At 67.9% G+C, this 15,770-nt stretch carries 14 protein-coding genes; 5 read left to right on the forward strand and 9 right to left on the reverse strand.

Features of this window, described 5'->3' with window-relative positions:
* Positions 1–11: 11 nt before the first annotated feature.
* Genes hutI through hutH form a run of 3 tightly spaced genes read right to left on the reverse strand, consistent with a single transcriptional unit; the run spans position 12 to position 4,416 of the window.
* Entirely contained in the window at positions 12–1,178 is a 1,167-nt protein-coding gene (gene hutI / locus ACLQ62_RS11240) for an imidazolonepropionase (RefSeq protein ID WP_411721723.1), read from the reverse strand.
* Positions 1,175–2,830 carry a urocanate hydratase gene (gene hutU, locus ACLQ62_RS11245; protein WP_411721724.1) on the reverse strand — a complete coding sequence of 552 codons (1,656 nt, stop codon included), beginning with the start codon at positions 2,828–2,830 and terminating at the stop codon, positions 1,175–1,177. Before hutU ends, hutI begins: the two co-directional genes overlap by 4 nt.
* Positions 2,827–4,416, reverse strand: a complete 1,590-nt coding sequence (hutH, locus tag ACLQ62_RS11250; protein ID WP_411721725.1) for a histidine ammonia-lyase — start codon at positions 4,414–4,416, stop codon at positions 2,827–2,829. The genes hutU and hutH overlap by 4 nt, the downstream gene beginning before the upstream one ends.
* A gap of 197 nt (positions 4,417–4,613) precedes the next feature.
* On the opposite strand from hutH, the gene ACLQ62_RS11255 reads away from it, so the two are divergent.
* Entirely contained in the window at positions 4,614–5,369 is a 756-nt protein-coding gene (locus ACLQ62_RS11255; protein WP_411721726.1) for an IclR family transcriptional regulator, read from the forward strand.
* 62 nt (positions 5,370–5,431) lie between these two features.
* On the opposite strand, the gene ACLQ62_RS11260 is transcribed toward ACLQ62_RS11255, so the two are convergent.
* Both ACLQ62_RS11260 and ACLQ62_RS11265 read right to left on the reverse strand, forming a co-directional pair.
* Complete coding sequence (locus ACLQ62_RS11260; protein ID WP_411721727.1) at positions 5,432–5,725, reverse strand: Fe-S cluster assembly protein HesB; 294 nt, start codon at positions 5,723–5,725, stop codon at positions 5,432–5,434.
* Between the two features lie 166 nt (positions 5,726–5,891).
* Positions 5,892–6,161 carry a GlsB/YeaQ/YmgE family stress response membrane protein gene (locus ACLQ62_RS11265; RefSeq protein ID WP_411721728.1) on the reverse strand — a complete coding sequence of 90 codons (270 nt, stop codon included), beginning with the start codon at positions 6,159–6,161 and terminating at the stop codon, positions 5,892–5,894.
* 377 nt (positions 6,162–6,538) lie between these two features.
* On the opposite strand from ACLQ62_RS11265, the gene ACLQ62_RS11270 reads away from it, so the two are divergent.
* A complete protein-coding gene (locus ACLQ62_RS11270; protein ID WP_411721729.1) occupies positions 6,539–8,581 on the forward strand; it encodes a DEAD/DEAH box helicase in 2,043 nt (680 codons plus the stop codon).
* Positions 8,582–8,705: 124 nt separating this feature from the next.
* Here the strand turns inward: ACLQ62_RS11270 and ACLQ62_RS11275 are convergent, their stop codons facing one another.
* The 4 genes from ACLQ62_RS11275 to ACLQ62_RS11290 form a co-directional block, all read right to left on the reverse strand.
* The gene (locus ACLQ62_RS11275) at positions 8,706–9,803 is read right to left on the reverse strand and encodes an Rv2578c family radical SAM protein (RefSeq protein ID WP_411721730.1); all 1,098 of its coding nucleotides are present in this window, start codon (positions 9,801–9,803) and stop codon (positions 8,706–8,708) included.
* A gap of 67 nt (positions 9,804–9,870) precedes the next feature.
* Positions 9,871–10,827 carry a pirin family protein gene (locus ACLQ62_RS11280; protein ID WP_411721731.1) on the reverse strand — a complete coding sequence of 319 codons (957 nt, stop codon included), beginning with the start codon at positions 10,825–10,827 and terminating at the stop codon, positions 9,871–9,873.
* On the reverse strand, positions 10,824–11,144 hold the full coding sequence (locus tag ACLQ62_RS11285; protein ID WP_411721732.1) for a GNAT family N-acetyltransferase: 321 nt from the start codon (positions 11,142–11,144) through the stop codon (positions 10,824–10,826). The genes ACLQ62_RS11280 and ACLQ62_RS11285 overlap by 4 nt, the downstream gene beginning before the upstream one ends.
* Positions 11,145–11,222: 78 nt before the next feature.
* A complete protein-coding gene (locus ACLQ62_RS11290) occupies positions 11,223–12,155 on the reverse strand; it encodes an EamA family transporter (protein ID WP_411721733.1) in 933 nt (310 codons plus the stop codon).
* 76 nt (positions 12,156–12,231) lie between these two features.
* On the opposite strand from ACLQ62_RS11290, the gene ACLQ62_RS11295 reads away from it, so the two are divergent.
* From ACLQ62_RS11295 to recQ, 3 genes are all read left to right on the forward strand, one after another.
* Positions 12,232–12,831: a hypothetical protein gene (locus ACLQ62_RS11295; protein WP_411721734.1), complete on the forward strand. Its 600-nt coding sequence runs from the start codon at positions 12,232–12,234 to the stop codon at positions 12,829–12,831.
* Positions 12,832–13,049: 218 nt separating this feature from the next.
* Positions 13,050–13,766, forward strand: a complete 717-nt coding sequence (locus ACLQ62_RS11300) for a copper resistance protein CopC (protein WP_411721735.1) — start codon at positions 13,050–13,052, stop codon at positions 13,764–13,766.
* Between the two features lie 120 nt (positions 13,767–13,886).
* On the forward strand, positions 13,887–15,737 hold the full coding sequence (recQ, locus tag ACLQ62_RS11305) for a DNA helicase RecQ (protein ID WP_411721736.1): 1,851 nt from the start codon (positions 13,887–13,889) through the stop codon (positions 15,735–15,737).
* The last annotated feature ends 33 nt before the right edge of the window (positions 15,738–15,770 follow it).

Genomic DNA, 15,770 nt, shown 5'->3' on the forward strand with positions numbered 1-15,770 from the left:
CCGTGCGCCGCTCAGACGGCGATGAGCGCGCCGTCCTTCCACACCCGATTCACGAGCGGAACACCCGGCCGGTAGGCGAGGTGCACGATCAACGGCGCCCGCAGCTGCAGCAGGTCGGCCCGTGCGCCTGGCACGATCCGCCCCACATCCGCGCGCCGCAGCGCTGCCGCTCCTCCCGCCGTCGCGGCCCACACGGCTTCAGCCGGAGTCATCCCCATGTCGCGCACCGCGACGGCGATGCAGAACGCCATCGACGACGTGAAGCTCGAACCCGGGTTGCAGTCGCTCGCCAGCGCCACGGTGACGCCCGCGTCGATCAGCCGGCGGGCATCCGGGTATGGCTGCCGGGTCGAGAACTCCACGCCGGGCAACAGGGTGCAGACGGTGTCGGATGCCGCGAGGACCGCCACGTCGTCGTCGCTCAGGTACGTGCAGTGATCGACGCTCGCCGCGCCGATGGCCACGGCCAGCCGGACGCCGTCGCCTGCCCCGAGCTGGTTGGCGTGCACCCGGATGCCGAGCCCGCGCGCCGCTCCGGCCTCCAGCACCCGGCGGGACTGGTCGACGGTGAACGCCCCCGTCTCGCAGAACACGTCGATCCACCGGGCGAACGGCGCGCAGGCATCGAGCATCGGTCCGGTGACGAGATCGACGTACTCGTCGGCCCGGTCGGCGAACTCGGCGGGCACCACATGAGCGCCGAGGAACGTGACCTCCGGCGTCACCTCGGCGGCGAGGCGCACAAGGCGTTGTTCGTCGGCGACGCTGAGCCCGTATCCGCTCTTGGTCTCCATCGTCGTCGTACCCTGCGACTGCAGCTCGGCGACGAACCCAGCGAGCCGCGCCCGCAACCCGGCGTCGGTCGCGTCGCGCGTGGCAGAAACGGTGCTGCGGATGCCTCCTGCCGAGTACGGTCGACCTTCCATCCGCGCCTCGAACTCGGCGGCCCGGTCGCCGCCGAACACGAGATGGGTGTGGCTGTCAACGTAACCGGGGAGGATCGCTGTGCCGCCGGCATCCGTTCGGGAATCCGCCGCCGGAGCATCCGCCGCCGCCCCGACCCAGGCGATGCGGCCATCCTCGAGAACGACGGCGGCGTCCTCGACGAGGCCCAGGAGGCCGTCGCGCTCGGGGTCGTTGGTGACGAGCTGGCCGATGTTGGTGAGAAGGTGAGTCATGATTCCCAGAGCGGCACTCTGAGCCCGCGCTCGCGGGCCACTTCGGCGGCCCGCTCGTAGCCGGCGTCGACGTGACGCATGACTCCGCTGCCCGGGTCGTTGACGAGCACCCGGGCGATCTTCTCGGCGGCGAGCGGGCTGCCGTCCGCGACGATCACCTGCCCGGCATGGATCGAGCGGCCGATGCCGACACCACCGCCGTGGTGGATCGACACCCAGGTGGCGCCGGATGCCGTGTTCAGCAGCGCGTTGAGCAGCGGCCAGTCGGCGATGGCATCGGAGCCGTCAGCCATCCCCTCGGTCTCCCGATACGGGGAGGCGACCGAACCGGAGTCGAGGTGGTCACGGCCGATCACGATCGGGGCGCTCAACTCACCCGATGCGACCATCGCGTTGAATCGCAGCCCGGCGAGGTGCCGTTCCTGGTAGCCGAGCCAGCAGATTCGGGCGGGCAGACCCTCGAACCGCACCTTCTCCTGCGCCTTCGTGATCCAGCGGTGCAGGTGTTCGTCGTTCGGGAAGAGCTCGAGGATCGCCCGGTCGGTGGCGGCGATGTCCGCCGGGTCGCCGGAGAGCGCGGCCCACCGGAACGGCCCCTTACCCTCGGCGAACAGCGGGCGGATGTAGGCGGGCACGAACCCGGGAAAATCGAACGCCCGCTGACAGCCGCCAAGCCGAGCCTCGGCACGGATCGAGTTGCCGTAGTCGAAGACCTCGGCTCCGGCGTCCTGAAAGCCGACCATCGCGTCGACGTGCTTCGCCATCGAGGTGCGGGCGTGCTCGGTGAACCCGGCCGGGTCGTGCGCGGCGAGGGCGTGCCACTCGTCGACGGACACTCCCTCGGGCAGGTAGGACAGCGGGTCGTGGGCGCTGGTCTGGTCGGTGACGATATCGATCGGCACGCCGCGCCGCAGCAGCTCAGGAAACACCGTGGCGGCGTTGCCGACGACGCCGACCGAGAGCGGGATGCGGGATTTCTTCGCGGCGAGCACCCGCCCGACCGCGTCGTCGAGTGAGGGAGCGAGTTCGTCGAGGTAGCCGTGGTCGACCCGCCGCTCGAGCCGGGTGACGTCGACGTCGACGATCAGCACGACGCCGTCGTTCATGGTGACGGCGAGCGGCTGCGCTCCGCCCATCCCGCCCGCTCCGGCGGTGAGGGTGAGGGTGCCGGCCAGGCTGCCGCCGAACCGTTTCGCGGCCACTGCGGCGAAGGTCTCATAGGTGCCCTGCAGGATGCCCTGGGTACCGATATAGATCCACGAGCCGGCGGTCATCTGCCCATACATCGTGAGGCCGAGCGCTTCGAGCCGCCGGAACTCCGGCCAGGTGGCCCAGTCCCCGACGAGGTTCGAGTTCGCAATGAGCACCCGCGGCGCCCACTCGTGCGTGCGGAACACGCCGACCGGCTTGCCGGACTGCACCAGGAGCGTCTCATCCGACTCGAGGGATTCGAGGGTGCGCACGATCGCGTCGAACGCTTCCCAGTTGCGGGCGGCCTTGCCGGTGCCGCCGTACACCACCAGATCCTCCGGCCGTTCGGCGACGTCCGGATCCAGGTTGTTCATCAGCATCCGCAGCGGACCCTCGGTCTGCCAGCTCTTCGCGGTCAGGGTCGAGCCGCGGGCGGCTCGGACGGTGCGTGCCTCGATCATGTCAGTCCTTTCGTGACGGATGCCGCGGCATCCGTTATCGCGTTCGTGCGCACCAGCTCGTACACCGCCTCGATCTCGGGCGCGAGGTGCCGGTCGGCGCCCCGCCCGGCGACGACGGTGCGGACGAGGTCACGAACCGCCGTCGTTGCTGGCGCCGGTTGCAGAGGAGCGCGGAGGTCGAGCGACCGCGCCGCCGTCATCACCTCAATGGCGAGCACCCGGGAGAGGCCGTCGATCGAGCGGCGCAATTTTCGCGCCGCGGCCCAGCCCATCGACACATGGTCCTCCTGCATCGCGGAGGACGGGATCGAATCGACGGATGCCGGCATCGCCAGCCGTTTCAGCTCCGACACGATGCCCGCCGCCGTGTATTGCGCGATCATCAGCCCGGAATCGACGCCGAACTCGTGAGCCAGGAAGGGCGGAAGCCCCTTGTTGCGGGCGACATCCAGGTGCCGGTCCGTTCGGCGCTCGGACATCGATGCGACGTCGGCGGCGGCGATGGCCAGGAAGTCGAGGACGTAACCGATCGGGGCGCCGTGGAAGTTGCCGTTCGACTCGACCCGGCCGTCGAGCGTGACGACGGGATTGTCGATGGCGCTGGCCAGTTCCCGGCCGGCGACGAGGGCCGCGTGGGCGGCTGTGTCGCGGGCGGCGCCGTGCACCTGCGGGCTGCAGCGGAGGGAGTACGCGTCCTGCACGGTGGTGCACTCCGGGCCGGCATGGGATGCCACGATGGCGGAGCCGGTCAGGAGCGCGCGCAGGTTGGCGGCGGAATCCCCCTGGCCCAGCTGTGGTCGCAGCGCGTGCAGGTCGGCCGCGAAGACGGCATCCGTCCCGAGGAGTGCCTCGACACTCATAGCGGCGGCGATGTCGGCTGTCTGCAACAGCGTACGGAGATCGGCGAGGGCGAGGACGAGCATGCCGAGCATTCCATCCGTTCCGTTGATGAGCGCGAGGCCCTCCTTCTCGGCGAGTTCGACCGGCTGGATTCCCGCACGGTTCAGGGCATCGGCGGCGTCGAGGAGCGTCCCGGCGGCATCCCGCACCTGCCCTTCACCCATCACCGCAAGCGCGCATGAGGCGAGCGGCGCGAGGTCCCCGGAGCAGCCGAGCGACCCGTACTCTCGAACGACGGGCGTGATTCCCGCATTGAGCAGCGCGGCATACGCCTTCACCGTGTCGACGCGGACTCCGGTTCGCCCGGTCATCAGGGTGGACAGCCGGAGGAACATGAGTGCGCGGACGACCTCCCGTTCGACCTCGGCGCCGGAGCCTGCGGCATGGGAGCGGATGAGGCTGCGCTGCAGCTGGGTGCGCCGATCGGGATCGATGTACGTGGTGGCAAGCGCGCCGAATCCGGTCGAGATGCCGTAGTGGCCGGCCGGGTCGGCAGCGAGGCCGTCGATGACGCGGCGGGTTGCCGCGACGGCCTCCAAGGCTCGCGGTTCGAGATCGACCCTCGCGTCGAAGCGGGCGACGTGGACGACATCGTCGAACGAGGCGGGTCCGGCTCCCAGGGAAACGGTTCCTTCCGGTGTCGCGGAGGCTCGACCGGTTCGCGTCGCGGAAGACAGAGTGCTCATGCTTTGATTCGACCACCGCGGCGGTTCGGCGACAACGGCCGTACACTCGGATCAGTCTGGAATCCCAGACAAACTAAGTGCCGGCCGTTGCCGCAGGGCCGGTTTCGAACTGCGGAGATTCGGCCCGATTCGGGGTGTTCAGCACCTACATCCGCAGAACTGGCGGAATTCTCCGACGTTGCGAACAGGAGGCGCCCATGCCCGACTCGAAAGTCCCGGCGGCGGATGCGACGCTGCGCATCCTCAGTCACCTCGCCGCCCAGCGAGGTCCGGTCGCGGCCGCGTCCATCGCGTCGTCGCTGGACTTGCCCCGCTCGACGATCTACCACCTGCTCCGGGTGCTGCAGGAGCGTGGATTCGTGGTGCACCTGCCTGAGGCGAGGCGGTACGGACTGGGCGTCGCTGCGTTCGAACTGTCCGGCGGTTTCGCGCGGCAGCAGCCGCTGAGCCGGCTCGGTCATCCGCTGCTCGCCGATCTCGTCGACCGGGTGGGGGAGAGCGCGCACCTGGCCGTGCTGCACGGTCGTGACGTGCTCTACATCGTGGAGGAGCGCGCGCCGCGGAGGCCGCACCTCGTCACGGATGTGGGCGTCCGATTGCCCGCGCACCTGACGGCATCCGGCCGGGCGATGCTGGCCCGGCTGCCGAGGCAGCAGGTGCGGGCGCTGTTTCCGGATGCCGCCGCGTTCGTCGATCGGACCGGAAGCGGTCCCACGCGCTACCGGGAGTTGCGCGAGCTGCTGGACACGGTGGCATCCGGTGGGTTCGCGACCGAAAACGGAGAGGTCACCGAGGGAATGGCATCCGTGGCTGTGGCCGTTCTCGACCACGTTGGCTGGCCGGCGGCGTCCATCGCGGTGACGTTCTCAAGTGAAAATCCTCCGGAGAGGAAGGCGCTTGTGGCCGAGGTGGCGGCGGCGGCATCAGAACTGTCGCGGCGAATCGGTGGCTGAGTAGACAAAGGAGGGCGACCCGCTGCTTGCAGGGCCGCCCTCCTGAAGGAAAGTCAGCGGGCCTAAACGAGTGCGGACTGGTCCCCGACGGCGAAGCGGACGGCGCCTTTTTCGTCCACCTGGGCGTCGAGAATCTTGTCGTTCAAGACGGCAGCCGCGTTCTCCTCGAGGAAGACGCGGGCGCCAGCGACCTCAACGACCTCATCGAGCGGTTCGGGGGACTCGGCGACAGCCACCGAGAGGTCGGCGCTTTCCGGCGCCGCGCTGGAGATGCGAAGACCGCTCTCCTCAGAGCCGGCGGTCTGGGTGGTGATGGTCCGAACGATGGTGCTTGCGTTCTCGGTGAGGGTGAGCATGTGCTTCCTTCCGGTTGGCGAATAGAAGCGTCCCACCCTTCCGAACCTCGCCGGCGATCTCAACATCTCGCCAGGGTTCGGAGGCCATTCACAAGTAGCGGTCGTTAATGACGGATGCCTCCCCGCTATCAGCGAGGAGGCATCCGTTCGTGTCGGGCGGCTGGTGTCAGGCCGTCCGGCGGGAGTTACGCGTGATCAGTCCGTAAATCAGTAGAACGATGATGGAACCGACGATGGCGACGAGCCAGGTCTGGATGCTCCAGAACTCCTGGAGGTTGACACCGAAGAGAAGCCCGCCGAGCCAGCCGCCGAGCAATGCGCCGACGACGCCGAGGAGCAGTGTGATGAACCAGCCGCCACCCTGTTTGCCAGGAAGGATGGCCTTTGCGATCGCGCCAGCGATCAGGCCGAGAAGAAGAAACGCGAGGAAGCTCAAAGCTCCACCTCCATTGGTTCAGACGTCCCGAGATGGGACTCGGGATCCCACCGGGTTAGGCGGGGGTAACTGAATAATACCCCCGTTCGGGCTTACTCTGGGGATTTGCCGCGAATCCGTGACGATCGGAGTCGGTATTTGCTGGGCGCGTGACAGTGGCCGTTCCATACGGTAATGTTGCGGGGTCGGCTCTGGACACCGCGGGATGTACCGCGGAAGGGTTTGTAAGTCTGGTGGGCCGGTTATACGTCGCGATAACGCGTACGTATTCACACGATGTGAAACGGTCCCGGCCATCGACTGCTCGGGTATGAGAATGCCGCGGTTTTTGCTGCGCGCGCTTGCGATTCATGCATATATAAAACCCGGAAAGAACTATGCCCAAGAACAAAAAACCAGCTGGCGGACGACCCACCAAGAACTTCGAGCCCGGCTACGCCCGCAAGAGCGGCGGCCCGGCGGGCTCCCCAACCGGAAGCCGTAGCGCCGGCCACCGCGGCTACCGCCCGGTCGAGGGCGACATCCCCAAGAAGGCTCGCTGGAACGCCGACGAGCGTGCCGCTCGCCGTCACTCGGATGAGCCGCGCGAACAGCGCGCCCCGCGCGACGAGCGTTACGACGCACCGGCAGCGCGCAACTCCGAGCGTCCTGCGTACAACCGTGGGGAGAACCGGCCTGACCGGAACGAGCGTCCGGCGTACAACCGTGGGGAGAACCGTCCGGACCGGAACGAGCGCCCGGCGTACAACCGTGGAGAGCGGACCGAGCGTCCCGCGTACAACCGTGGCGAAAACCGTCCGGACCGGAACGAGCGTCCCGCGTACAACCGTGGCGAGAACCGGCCCGACCGCACTGAGCGTCCCGCGTACAACCGTGGCGAGCGCACCGAGCGCCCCGCCTATAAGAGCGCTGAGCGCACCGAACGCCCCGCGTACAACAGCGGCCGCCCCACGTTCACCCGTGGTGAGCGGATCGAGCGTCCGTCGACCGGTCGCACGTCGACCGGCCGTGACGACCGCCCGCAGCGTTCGTTCAACGACCGTCCGGAGCGCGGTTCATTCAACCGCGACGACCGCGGACCTCGCAAGGACTTCGGCAACGATCGTCCCCGTCGTGACGCCGGCGAGAAGAACTTCTACCCGAACCGCGACGCCAAGGGCAACTTCACGCCCGAGGACGACGTCGTGCTCGAACGGCTCGAGGCACAGGCGACCCTCGCAACCGACGTCGTCGGCGTGAGCTTCTCCGACCTCGGACTCGGCGGCAACATCGTCGCAGCGCTCGCAGAACTCGGTGCACCGAGCCCGTTCCCGATCCAGGCAGCAACCATCCCGGACGTCATCGCCGGCCGGGATGTCCTCGGCCGTGGCCGCACCGGATCGGGCAAGACCATCGCCTTCGGCGCACCGCTCGTCGAGAAGCTGATGGAAAACGGCGGAGGCAAGAAGCGTGCCATGGGCCGTAAGCCCCGCGCCCTCATCCTCGCCCCGACCCGTGAGCTCGCTCTGCAGATCGACCGCACCGTGCAGCCGATCGCCCGCAGCGTCGGCCTGTTCACTACGCAGATCTACGGCGGTGTGCCGCAGGCGCGCCAGGTCGGCGCCCTCCAGCGCGGCGTCGACATCATCGTCGGCACCCCTGGACGCATCGAAGACCTCATCGAGCAGGGTCGACTCGACCTCTCCGAGGTGACGGTGACCGTCCTCGACGAGGCTGACCACATGTGCGACCTCGGCTTCCTCGAGCCTGTCCAGCGGATCCTCCGCCTGACCGCGCCCGGTGGACAGAAGCTGCTCTTCTCGGCGACCCTCGACAAGGGCGTTGCCTCGCTCGTCAAGGAGTTCCTCCCGAACCCGTCCGTGCACGAGGTCGCCGGTGAAGACCAGGCCTCAGCGACGATCGATCACCGCGTCCTCGTGGTCGAGCACCGCGACAAGGACCGCCTCATCGAGGAACTCGCGAACCGCAACGAGAAGACCCTGATCTTCTCCCGCACCCGCGCATATGCTGAGCGGCTTGCCGACCAGCTGGAGGATGCAGGCATCCGCGCTGTGTCGCTTCACGGGGACCTCAACCAGGCCCGTCGTACCCGCAACCTCGCGCAGCTCACCTCCGGGCGGGTCAACGTGCTGGTCGCGACTGACGTCGCTGCGCGTGGCATCCACGTCGACGACATCACCCTGGTCATCCAGGCCGACGCGCCGGACGAGTACAAGACGTACCTGCACCGTTCCGGCCGCACCGGCCGGGCCGGCAAGGAAGGCACCGTCGTCACGCTCATCCCGAAGGCACGCCAGCGCCGGATGACCGACCTCCTCGGCCGCGCCGAGATCGAGGCCGACTACGTCAACGCGCGCCCCGGTGACGAGATCGTCGAAGAGATCGCCGGTCGCATGACCAACGCGAAGCTCACCCGCTAACCCCCTGCTTCACCGGAACACCCGTTCCTGACGGAAACACCCGCTCTGCCGGATGTTCCCGTCCGGGGCGGGTGTTTTCGCGTTCACGCGCGGCGGGTGCCCCACGCGCTGGCGCTGGACGGGCTCAGAACAGCATCGGCTGTTCCGTTGCGGGCAGGATGCGGGCACCGCTCGAACCGTCGTCACTCGCGAACGTGACCCGCTCGCCTGCGTCGCTGCGGAGCATCCCGAGCGCCTTCGAGCGGATGCCGCCCGTCGACGGGTCCTCGCGCCCCCGCTCCAGGCCGTGCGCCCGGATGAGCGGAGAAATTCTTGCAGCGAGCCACGCGCGGTACTCCTTCGGCGCATACTGCCCGCGAGCGTAGAGTTCGGTGTACTTCGGAACGAGTTCCGGATGCTGCCGCTGCAGCCAGTGCATGAACCAGGGCTTCACTCCCGGCTTGAGGTACAGCGAGGTGAACAGCACGCTCGAGCCTCCCGCTTCCTTCACGCGGCGGAGCGCTTCATCGAGGTGCGCCTTCGTGTCAGTGAGGTAAGGCAGGATCGGCATCAGGAAGACGCTGCAGTCCAGTCCCGCCTCGCGCACCGCGGTGACCGTCGCCAGGCGCGCCTTTGCCGATGGAGTGCCCGGCTCGATCGACTTCTGCAGTTCATCGTCGTAAATCGCGATCGACATCGCCAGATCGACCGGCACGGTCTGTGCGGCGTCGGCCAGCAGTGGGAGGTCACGCCGCAGCAGCGTGCCCTTGGTGAGGATCGACAGCGGAGTGCCCGACCGCGCGAGTGCTTTGATGATCCCGGGCATGAGCGCGTAGCGGCCTTCGGCCCGCTGGTACGGGTCCGTGTTGGTGCCGAGGGCAACGGGGAACTGCCCCCAGCTCGGTTTCGCCAGCTCCTTGGCGAGCACGTCGGCCACGTTGATTTTCACGACAACCTGGTTGTCGAAGTCGGCTCCGGCGTTGAAATCCAGATACGTGTGGGTCGGGCGAGCGAAGCAGTAGACACACGCATGGCTGCATCCCCGGTACGGGTTGATGGTCCAACCGAACGGCATCTGCGTTTGCCTCGGCACTTTGTTCAGGGCCGACTTGGCGAGCACCTCGTGGAAGGTGACACCGGCGAACTCCGGCGTCTGCACACTGCGCACGAGGTTGTTGAGTTTCGCGAGCCCCGGCAGCGCCGACGGTTCTTCCGTGCCCAGTTGCTGTCCGTCCCACCGCATGTACGTATTAGAACATATCTTCGAGCAAATGTCAGGCGCAGCGAGTGCGGGTGTCGACGTGTTGCGTTCAGGGGCGACGCCTGCGCGGTGTCAGGCGCACGGTGGGCAGCGGGGGAGCGGGGATGCGTTCGCCGCCGTGGCCGTCGACGTGACCGAACCGGTCGCTTCCACGCTCCCAGTCGTCGCGGGCGGCGACGATCTCGTCGTGGCTGCGGCCGACGAAGTTCCACCACATGATCAGTTCCTCGCCGAACGGAGCCCCGCCGAGCAGGATGAAGCGGGCGCCCTCGGTGCTCGCGACATCGAGGGTCTCCCGACCGATTCCCAGGTAAAGAAGCGGCCCGCTGGTGAGGTGATGCCCGGCGACATCGAGCGAACCGGAGACCACCATCACCGCGTACTCGAAAGCGGGATCGAGAGGAAGGGGAACCTGCGCGCCGGCGTCGATGACGGCATCCGCCCCCATCAGCGGGGTGAAGATCGTGGCCTCCGACTCGACGTCCCCGAGCTTGCCGACGAGAACCGTCGCCGCGAGGCCGTCCGTTTCGTAGACGGGCAGTTCGGTGTATCGCTCGAAGAACGGGTCGACGGCCGCCGTCTCCTGCGGCAGCGCCACCCAGAACTGGAGCCCACGCAACGGGGAATCGACATCACCGATCGAGAACTCGGAGTGGGAGATGCCGTAGCCGCTCGTCATGATGTTGAGTTCGCCTGGCTGCACCGCTACATCGGATCCAACACTGTCGCGGTGCCTGATGCTGCCTTCGATCGGCCAGGTCACCGTCTGCAAGCCGGTGTGCGGGTGCGGCAGCACGCGCATGTGCGACCGTTCGTCATCGAAGCGGTCGAGGAAGCACCACGCGCCCACCATCGGCAACTCGCGCTGAGGCAGCGAGCGATGCACCAGGATTCCACGGATGCCGCCAAGCGGCACCTCGCGCGCCTCCAGCAGGCGGGTAGCCGGCCCGTCCTGGTCGACCCGGTGGCAGTTGCTTTCGGTTACGGGGGCGTCGAGCCGGGTCACGACCGCACCCGCTTCGGCACGTTGATGTGTTCGTCGAACTCGTGGTGACTCTCGAGGTATTCGGAGATGAACGGGCAGACAGGGACGATCCGTTTGCCACGGTCGACGGTGTCCTGCAGCGCGAACGCGGCCAGGCTCGAGCCGAGGCCCCTGCCGCCGAAGGCCTCGTCGACGATCGTGTGAATGAAGGTCACCTGAGTGTCGGTCTCGCGGAAGCTGGCAACACCGGCGCGTGATTCATCCAGCCAGATTTCGTAACGGTTTTCGGCGGCATTGCGCAGCAGCCGTGGCTCCTGTGCTGCAGAGAAGTTGGTCATGCCTGCTCCGTTCCGACGACGGCGAGTCGCTTACCTTCTTCAACCTACTCCCGCTCGGTTTTATTCGCATGCATGGATTCAGGCGAGCGCGAGCATCCCCGCCGCAACGAGCGCGAGAGCCAGCCCGACCCACTGGACCGGGGCGATTCGTTCCCGGAGCACGACCGCGGCGAGGAGGATGGTGCCTGCCGGATACATCGCCGTCAGCACGCTCATCACGCTGAGGTCGCCGATGCGGATTCCGATCAGCAGGAGTCCGTTCGCTAGCGCGTCGACGACGCCGCAGGCAACGGCGAGGGCGAGGCCGGGCTTCCAGCCGGTGCTGATGGGGGCCGAATCGTGAGGGGTGGCCTGGTGCAGAACCTGAGCGGCATCCTCCTTCATCGACTCGGGGACCCGCACATTCGCGGCCCTGCGGCCGACCAGCCACAGGACTCCGACCGTGGTGAACATGAGAGCGGCGTTGACCGCCCGGTTCAGAACGAGCGGCACGACTCCTGAGTCCTCGGGAGTCTGGTCGATGAGGATCATGAAGGCGCCGATCATCGCGCCGGAGCCAATCGCCATGAGGATTCCCTTGAGGCTGGGCCGCACCGCTCCCTTTTCCGGTACGAAACCGACCAGGACGACGGCGACGAGCGCGAGCCCGAGTGCCAGGTAAGCGACGACGCCCAGGCGCTCGCCGCCGAGCAGGCCCCACGTCATCGGTACGACCGCGGAGACGACAGCGGTCAGCGGAGAGAGGATGCTCATCGGCCCGATGGCGAGGCAGGCGTACAGGAGCGAGATGGCCAGGGCTCCCGTCACGCCGGACAACGCGCCCCACAGCACCGCTTCCGTCGACCAGGTGCCGAACCCGAAGGCAAGAACCAGTAGCAGCCCGACCAGTCCAGCCACGGCCGCGAGGGCGGTCACGCGGATGGGGCTGATGCGCTTGGACGCCAAGCCGCCGAGGAAGTCGGCCGCTCCGAAAATGAGCGCGCCGGTAAGTCCGATGATGGCGGTGAGCATGGGGTTCAGCGTAGCGGCGTCGACCGATCGGCCCGGACGTTCGCTCCGAAGTACAGTGGAAGGTACAGGAGGACAGATGCAGGCACGACGAACTCGGGTGACACGCGGTGTCCTCGCGGCCGCCGTGTCGACCTTCGCGGCGTCGTTCTCGCACGGCGTCGCCTCCGGCACGGCGCCGGGCGTCGTGGCGCTTGCCGTGGCATCCGTCGTTGCCGTTGCGGCCTGTGTCGCCCTCGCCGGCCGCGCTACCCCCATGCGCCTCAGCCTCGCCGTTATCGGCAGCCAGGGCGCATTTCACACCCTCTTCACCGCTCTGCCGAGCTCAGCAGGCACGGCGACGCAAGCCGGACATCACGGCATGCTCGTTCTCGCAGCGGATGCCGCCACGCACGTCCACGAATCAGCCGGCGTCGTGATGTGGCTCGGACACGCAGCTGCCGCCGTGGTGACGATCGCCGCGCTGCAACACGGTGAACGGCTGTTCCTCGCCTTCAGCGCCACCCTCGGGCTCGTTCTGCGTGCGCTCATCTCAGCGGTCGGCGCGGTGCCGGTCGCCACCCGGCCCGAACCGGCGCCCGGCTGGTTGCCTGTAACCGCGGCAGCGACGGCGTTGCTGCCGTTCTCAGCGAACCGGCGCGGACCGCCGATTCGCGTTCCCTCGCGCTCCTTCGCCTAGCCGCCGTCACGGGCGCGACTGCTCCGCTTTCGGTTCGGGCGGCCTGCTGCGCCCGTTCCCGCCTGCTTTCGTTCGCATCACTACTTCTTTCTCAGGACCACTCCGATGGCTTCTTTCCATTCCCGACCTGTCGTGGTCGGCATTCTCGCCGGCGCGCTGCTCGCTCTTTCCCGTCGCCGCGTCGCTCACCCCCCAACAACCTCGAAAGGCTCCACCTCATGAAACTCCGCGAACTGATCAGCCTCGGCGGCATCGCCGGGATCGCGCTCGCGGCGCTCGTCGGAGTTGCTCCGGCGCAAGCCCACAACGCTTTCGTCTCATCCACTCCCGCCGCTGGGTCGGTCGTGACCGAGCAGCCCGGCACTTTCGTGATCACCACGAGCGACGCCCTGCTCGACTCAGGACCCGACAGTCCGACCACCTTCCTGCAGGTACGCGGCCCAGGCACCGCACAGCTGTATTACGGCGACGGATGTGCCACCGTCGACGGGGCGAGCATCACCATGCCCGTCGAGCTCGGTGAAGCAGGCGAGTACAGCATCGCCTGGGGCGTGGTGTCTGCGGACGGGCACCCGATCACGAGCGCTGCCAACGGCGGTGACATCGCCTTCACCTGGCAGCCCGCGGACGGACAGGAACTCGGCAGCGGCTTCGCTACGCCGCCGACCTGTGGCGAAGCGCCTGTCGGATCCGAGACGCCAGCCCCGGACGAGACCGAGGCCGCTCCAGTGGCACCGACGGACACGGCGACGAATGCCCCAGCCGCTGAGACGGACGACAGGTCAGCCGCGGCAGCCGGCATCCTCTGGATCGGAATCGGCCTTGGCGTTCTCGTGCTGGCCGCGATCGTGCTGCTGGTGGTCGTTCGGTCGCGAACCCGATCCGCTCACGGCGACGCGGCACCTGACGCGGACGACCCGCCCGCGGCGCTCTGACGCGAGCCGCGCGTGCGCTGCTGCACGCGTACGTGCGGCTCGCTCCCCGGCCGACCCGACCAGGCAATTCGCCGGTTGGGAATTCGCCGGTTGTCAGGGGCTCAGGCTATCGTTCGTCAGGTGACAACCGCCCCGCTCTCCAACCCGCTCGCACCGGTCCGCCCCACTGCGGCCGAGGTGCTCTCGCGCGTCTTCGGCTTCGACTCGTTCCGCGGTGAGCAAGAGGCCATCGTCGACCAGGTGGTCGCCGGCGGCGATGCGGTCGTGCTGATGCCGACCGGCGGCGGGAAAAGCTTGTGTTACCAGGTTCCGTCCATCGTGCGCGAGGGAACCGGCGTCGTCATCTCGCCGCTGATCGCCCTCATGCAGGACCAGGTGGACGCCCTCATCGCCGTAGGCGTGAGCGCAGCCTTCCTCAACTCAACGCAGTCTCCCGAGGAACGCGACAGGGTCGAACGGGCATACCTCGCCGGCGAGCTCGACCTTCTCTATGTCGCGCCGGAGCGACTGGGCTCCGAGACTACGAAGCGGTTCCTCGCCAACGGCCGCATCGCCCTGTTCGCGATCGACGAGGCCCACTGCGTCTCCCAGTGGGGTCACGACTTCCGCCCCGACTACCTCAGCCTCGGCGAGCTGGCCGAGCGCTGGCCAGACGTTCCGCGGATCGCGCTCACCGCGACAGCGACCGATGCCACCCATCGCGAGATCACCCAGCGTCTGCACCTGCAGGAGGCCAGGCACTTCGTCGCGAGCTTCGACCGGCCCAACATCCAGTACCGGATCGTGCCCAAGAACGAGCCACGCAAACAGCTCGTCGACTTCATCCGCAAAGAGGGTGCCGGCCAGGCCGGCATCGTCTACGCCCTCAGCCGCAACACTGTCGAAAAGACGGCGGCGCACCTGCAGGCAAACGGTATCTCGGCGCTGCCGTACCATGCCGGCCTCGACGCGTCCCTGCGCCAGAGAACCCAGTCCCGCTTCCTCCGCGAAGACGGCATCGTCATCGTTGCGACCATCGCATTCGGGATGGGGATCGACAAGCCCGACGTCCGGTTCGTGGCGCACATCGACCTGCCCAAGAGCGTCGAAGGTTACTACCAGGAGACCGGGCGGGCTGGCCGTGACGGAGAACCATCCGTCGCCTGGCTCGCCTACGGACTTCAGGACGTGGTCCAGCTGCGGCGGATGATTGACGATTCCCCGGGCGACCTCGCCCACCGCAGGCGCATGTCTGCGCACCTCGACGCCATGCTCGCGCTCTGTGAGACCGTCGAATGCCGTCGGCGCAATCTGCTCAGCTATTTCGGCCAGCCCTCTGAACCGTGCGGCAACTGCGACACCTGCCTCGACCCGCCCGAGGTCTGGGACGGCACGATTCCTGCGCAGAAGCTGCTGTCGACGATCGTCCGGCTGAAGCGCGAACGCAACCAGGAGTTCGGCGCGGGCCACCTCATCGACATCCTCCGCGGCAAGGCCACGGCGCGGACCGCCCAGTGGTCGCACGAGGCGATCGCCACATGGGGGATCGGGGCAGACCTCACCGAGCAGCAGTGGCGAGGAGTGGTTCGACAGCTGCTCGCCAAACGGCTGCTCGCCACGCGCGGCGAATATGGAACACTCGGCCTCACCGACGGGAGTGCTGACGTGCTGTCGGGCGGGTTGACGGTGCCGATGCGCAATGAACCCGAGCGGCGGGCCTCCGTCGGTGCGGCGAAGCGGGCCGCCGTCGCCGACCTCGCGCCGGCAGACGCCGAGCTCTTCGAGGCCCTTCGCGCCTGGCGTGCTTCCGAAGCGAAGGAGCAGGGAGTTCCCGCCTACATCGTCTTCGGCGACGCGACGCTGCGGGCGATCGCAACGGCTCGACCGCGGTCGTCGAACGACCTCGCCGGCATCAGCGGCATCGGCGAGAAGAAGCGGGCGAGCTACGGCTCTGCCATCCTCGAGGTCGTTGAGGCGGTTCAAACGGGTTGAAGAAAGGCGCTGTGCCGACCAGGAGGTCGGCAC

The organism is Mycetocola sp. (genome assembly GCF_046716805.1).
GTDB lineage: Bacteria > Actinomycetota > Actinomycetes > Actinomycetales > Microbacteriaceae > Mycetocola_A.

Bases quoted from the DNA above. Each gene is read 5' to 3' on its own strand.
- hutI (WP_411721723.1), bottom strand. From the start codon at position 1,178: ATGACTCACCTTCTCACCAACATCGGCCAGCTCGTCACCAACGACCCC.
- hutU (WP_411721724.1), bottom strand. From the start codon at position 2,830: ATGATCGAGGCACGCACCGTCCGAGCCGCCCGCGGCTCGACCCTGACC.
- hutH (WP_411721725.1), bottom strand. From the start codon at position 4,416: ATGAGCACTCTGTCTTCCGCGACGCGAACCGGTCGAGCCTCCGCGACA.
- ACLQ62_RS11255 (WP_411721726.1), top strand. From the start codon at position 4,614: ATGCCCGACTCGAAAGTCCCGGCGGCGGATGCGACGCTGCGCATCCTC.
- ACLQ62_RS11260 (WP_411721727.1), bottom strand. From the start codon at position 5,725: ATGCTCACCCTCACCGAGAACGCAAGCACCATCGTTCGGACCATCACC.
- ACLQ62_RS11270 (WP_411721729.1), top strand. From the start codon at position 6,539: ATGCCCAAGAACAAAAAACCAGCTGGCGGACGACCCACCAAGAACTTC.
- ACLQ62_RS11275 (WP_411721730.1), bottom strand. From the start codon at position 9,803: ATGCGGTGGGACGGACAGCAACTGGGCACGGAAGAACCGTCGGCGCTG.
- ACLQ62_RS11285 (WP_411721732.1), bottom strand. From the start codon at position 11,144: ATGACCAACTTCTCTGCAGCACAGGAGCCACGGCTGCTGCGCAATGCC.
- ACLQ62_RS11290 (WP_411721733.1), bottom strand. From the start codon at position 12,155: ATGCTCACCGCCATCATCGGACTTACCGGCGCGCTCATTTTCGGAGCG.
- ACLQ62_RS11295 (WP_411721734.1), top strand. From the start codon at position 12,232: ATGCAGGCACGACGAACTCGGGTGACACGCGGTGTCCTCGCGGCCGCC.
- ACLQ62_RS11300 (WP_411721735.1), top strand. From the start codon at position 13,050: ATGAAACTCCGCGAACTGATCAGCCTCGGCGGCATCGCCGGGATCGCG.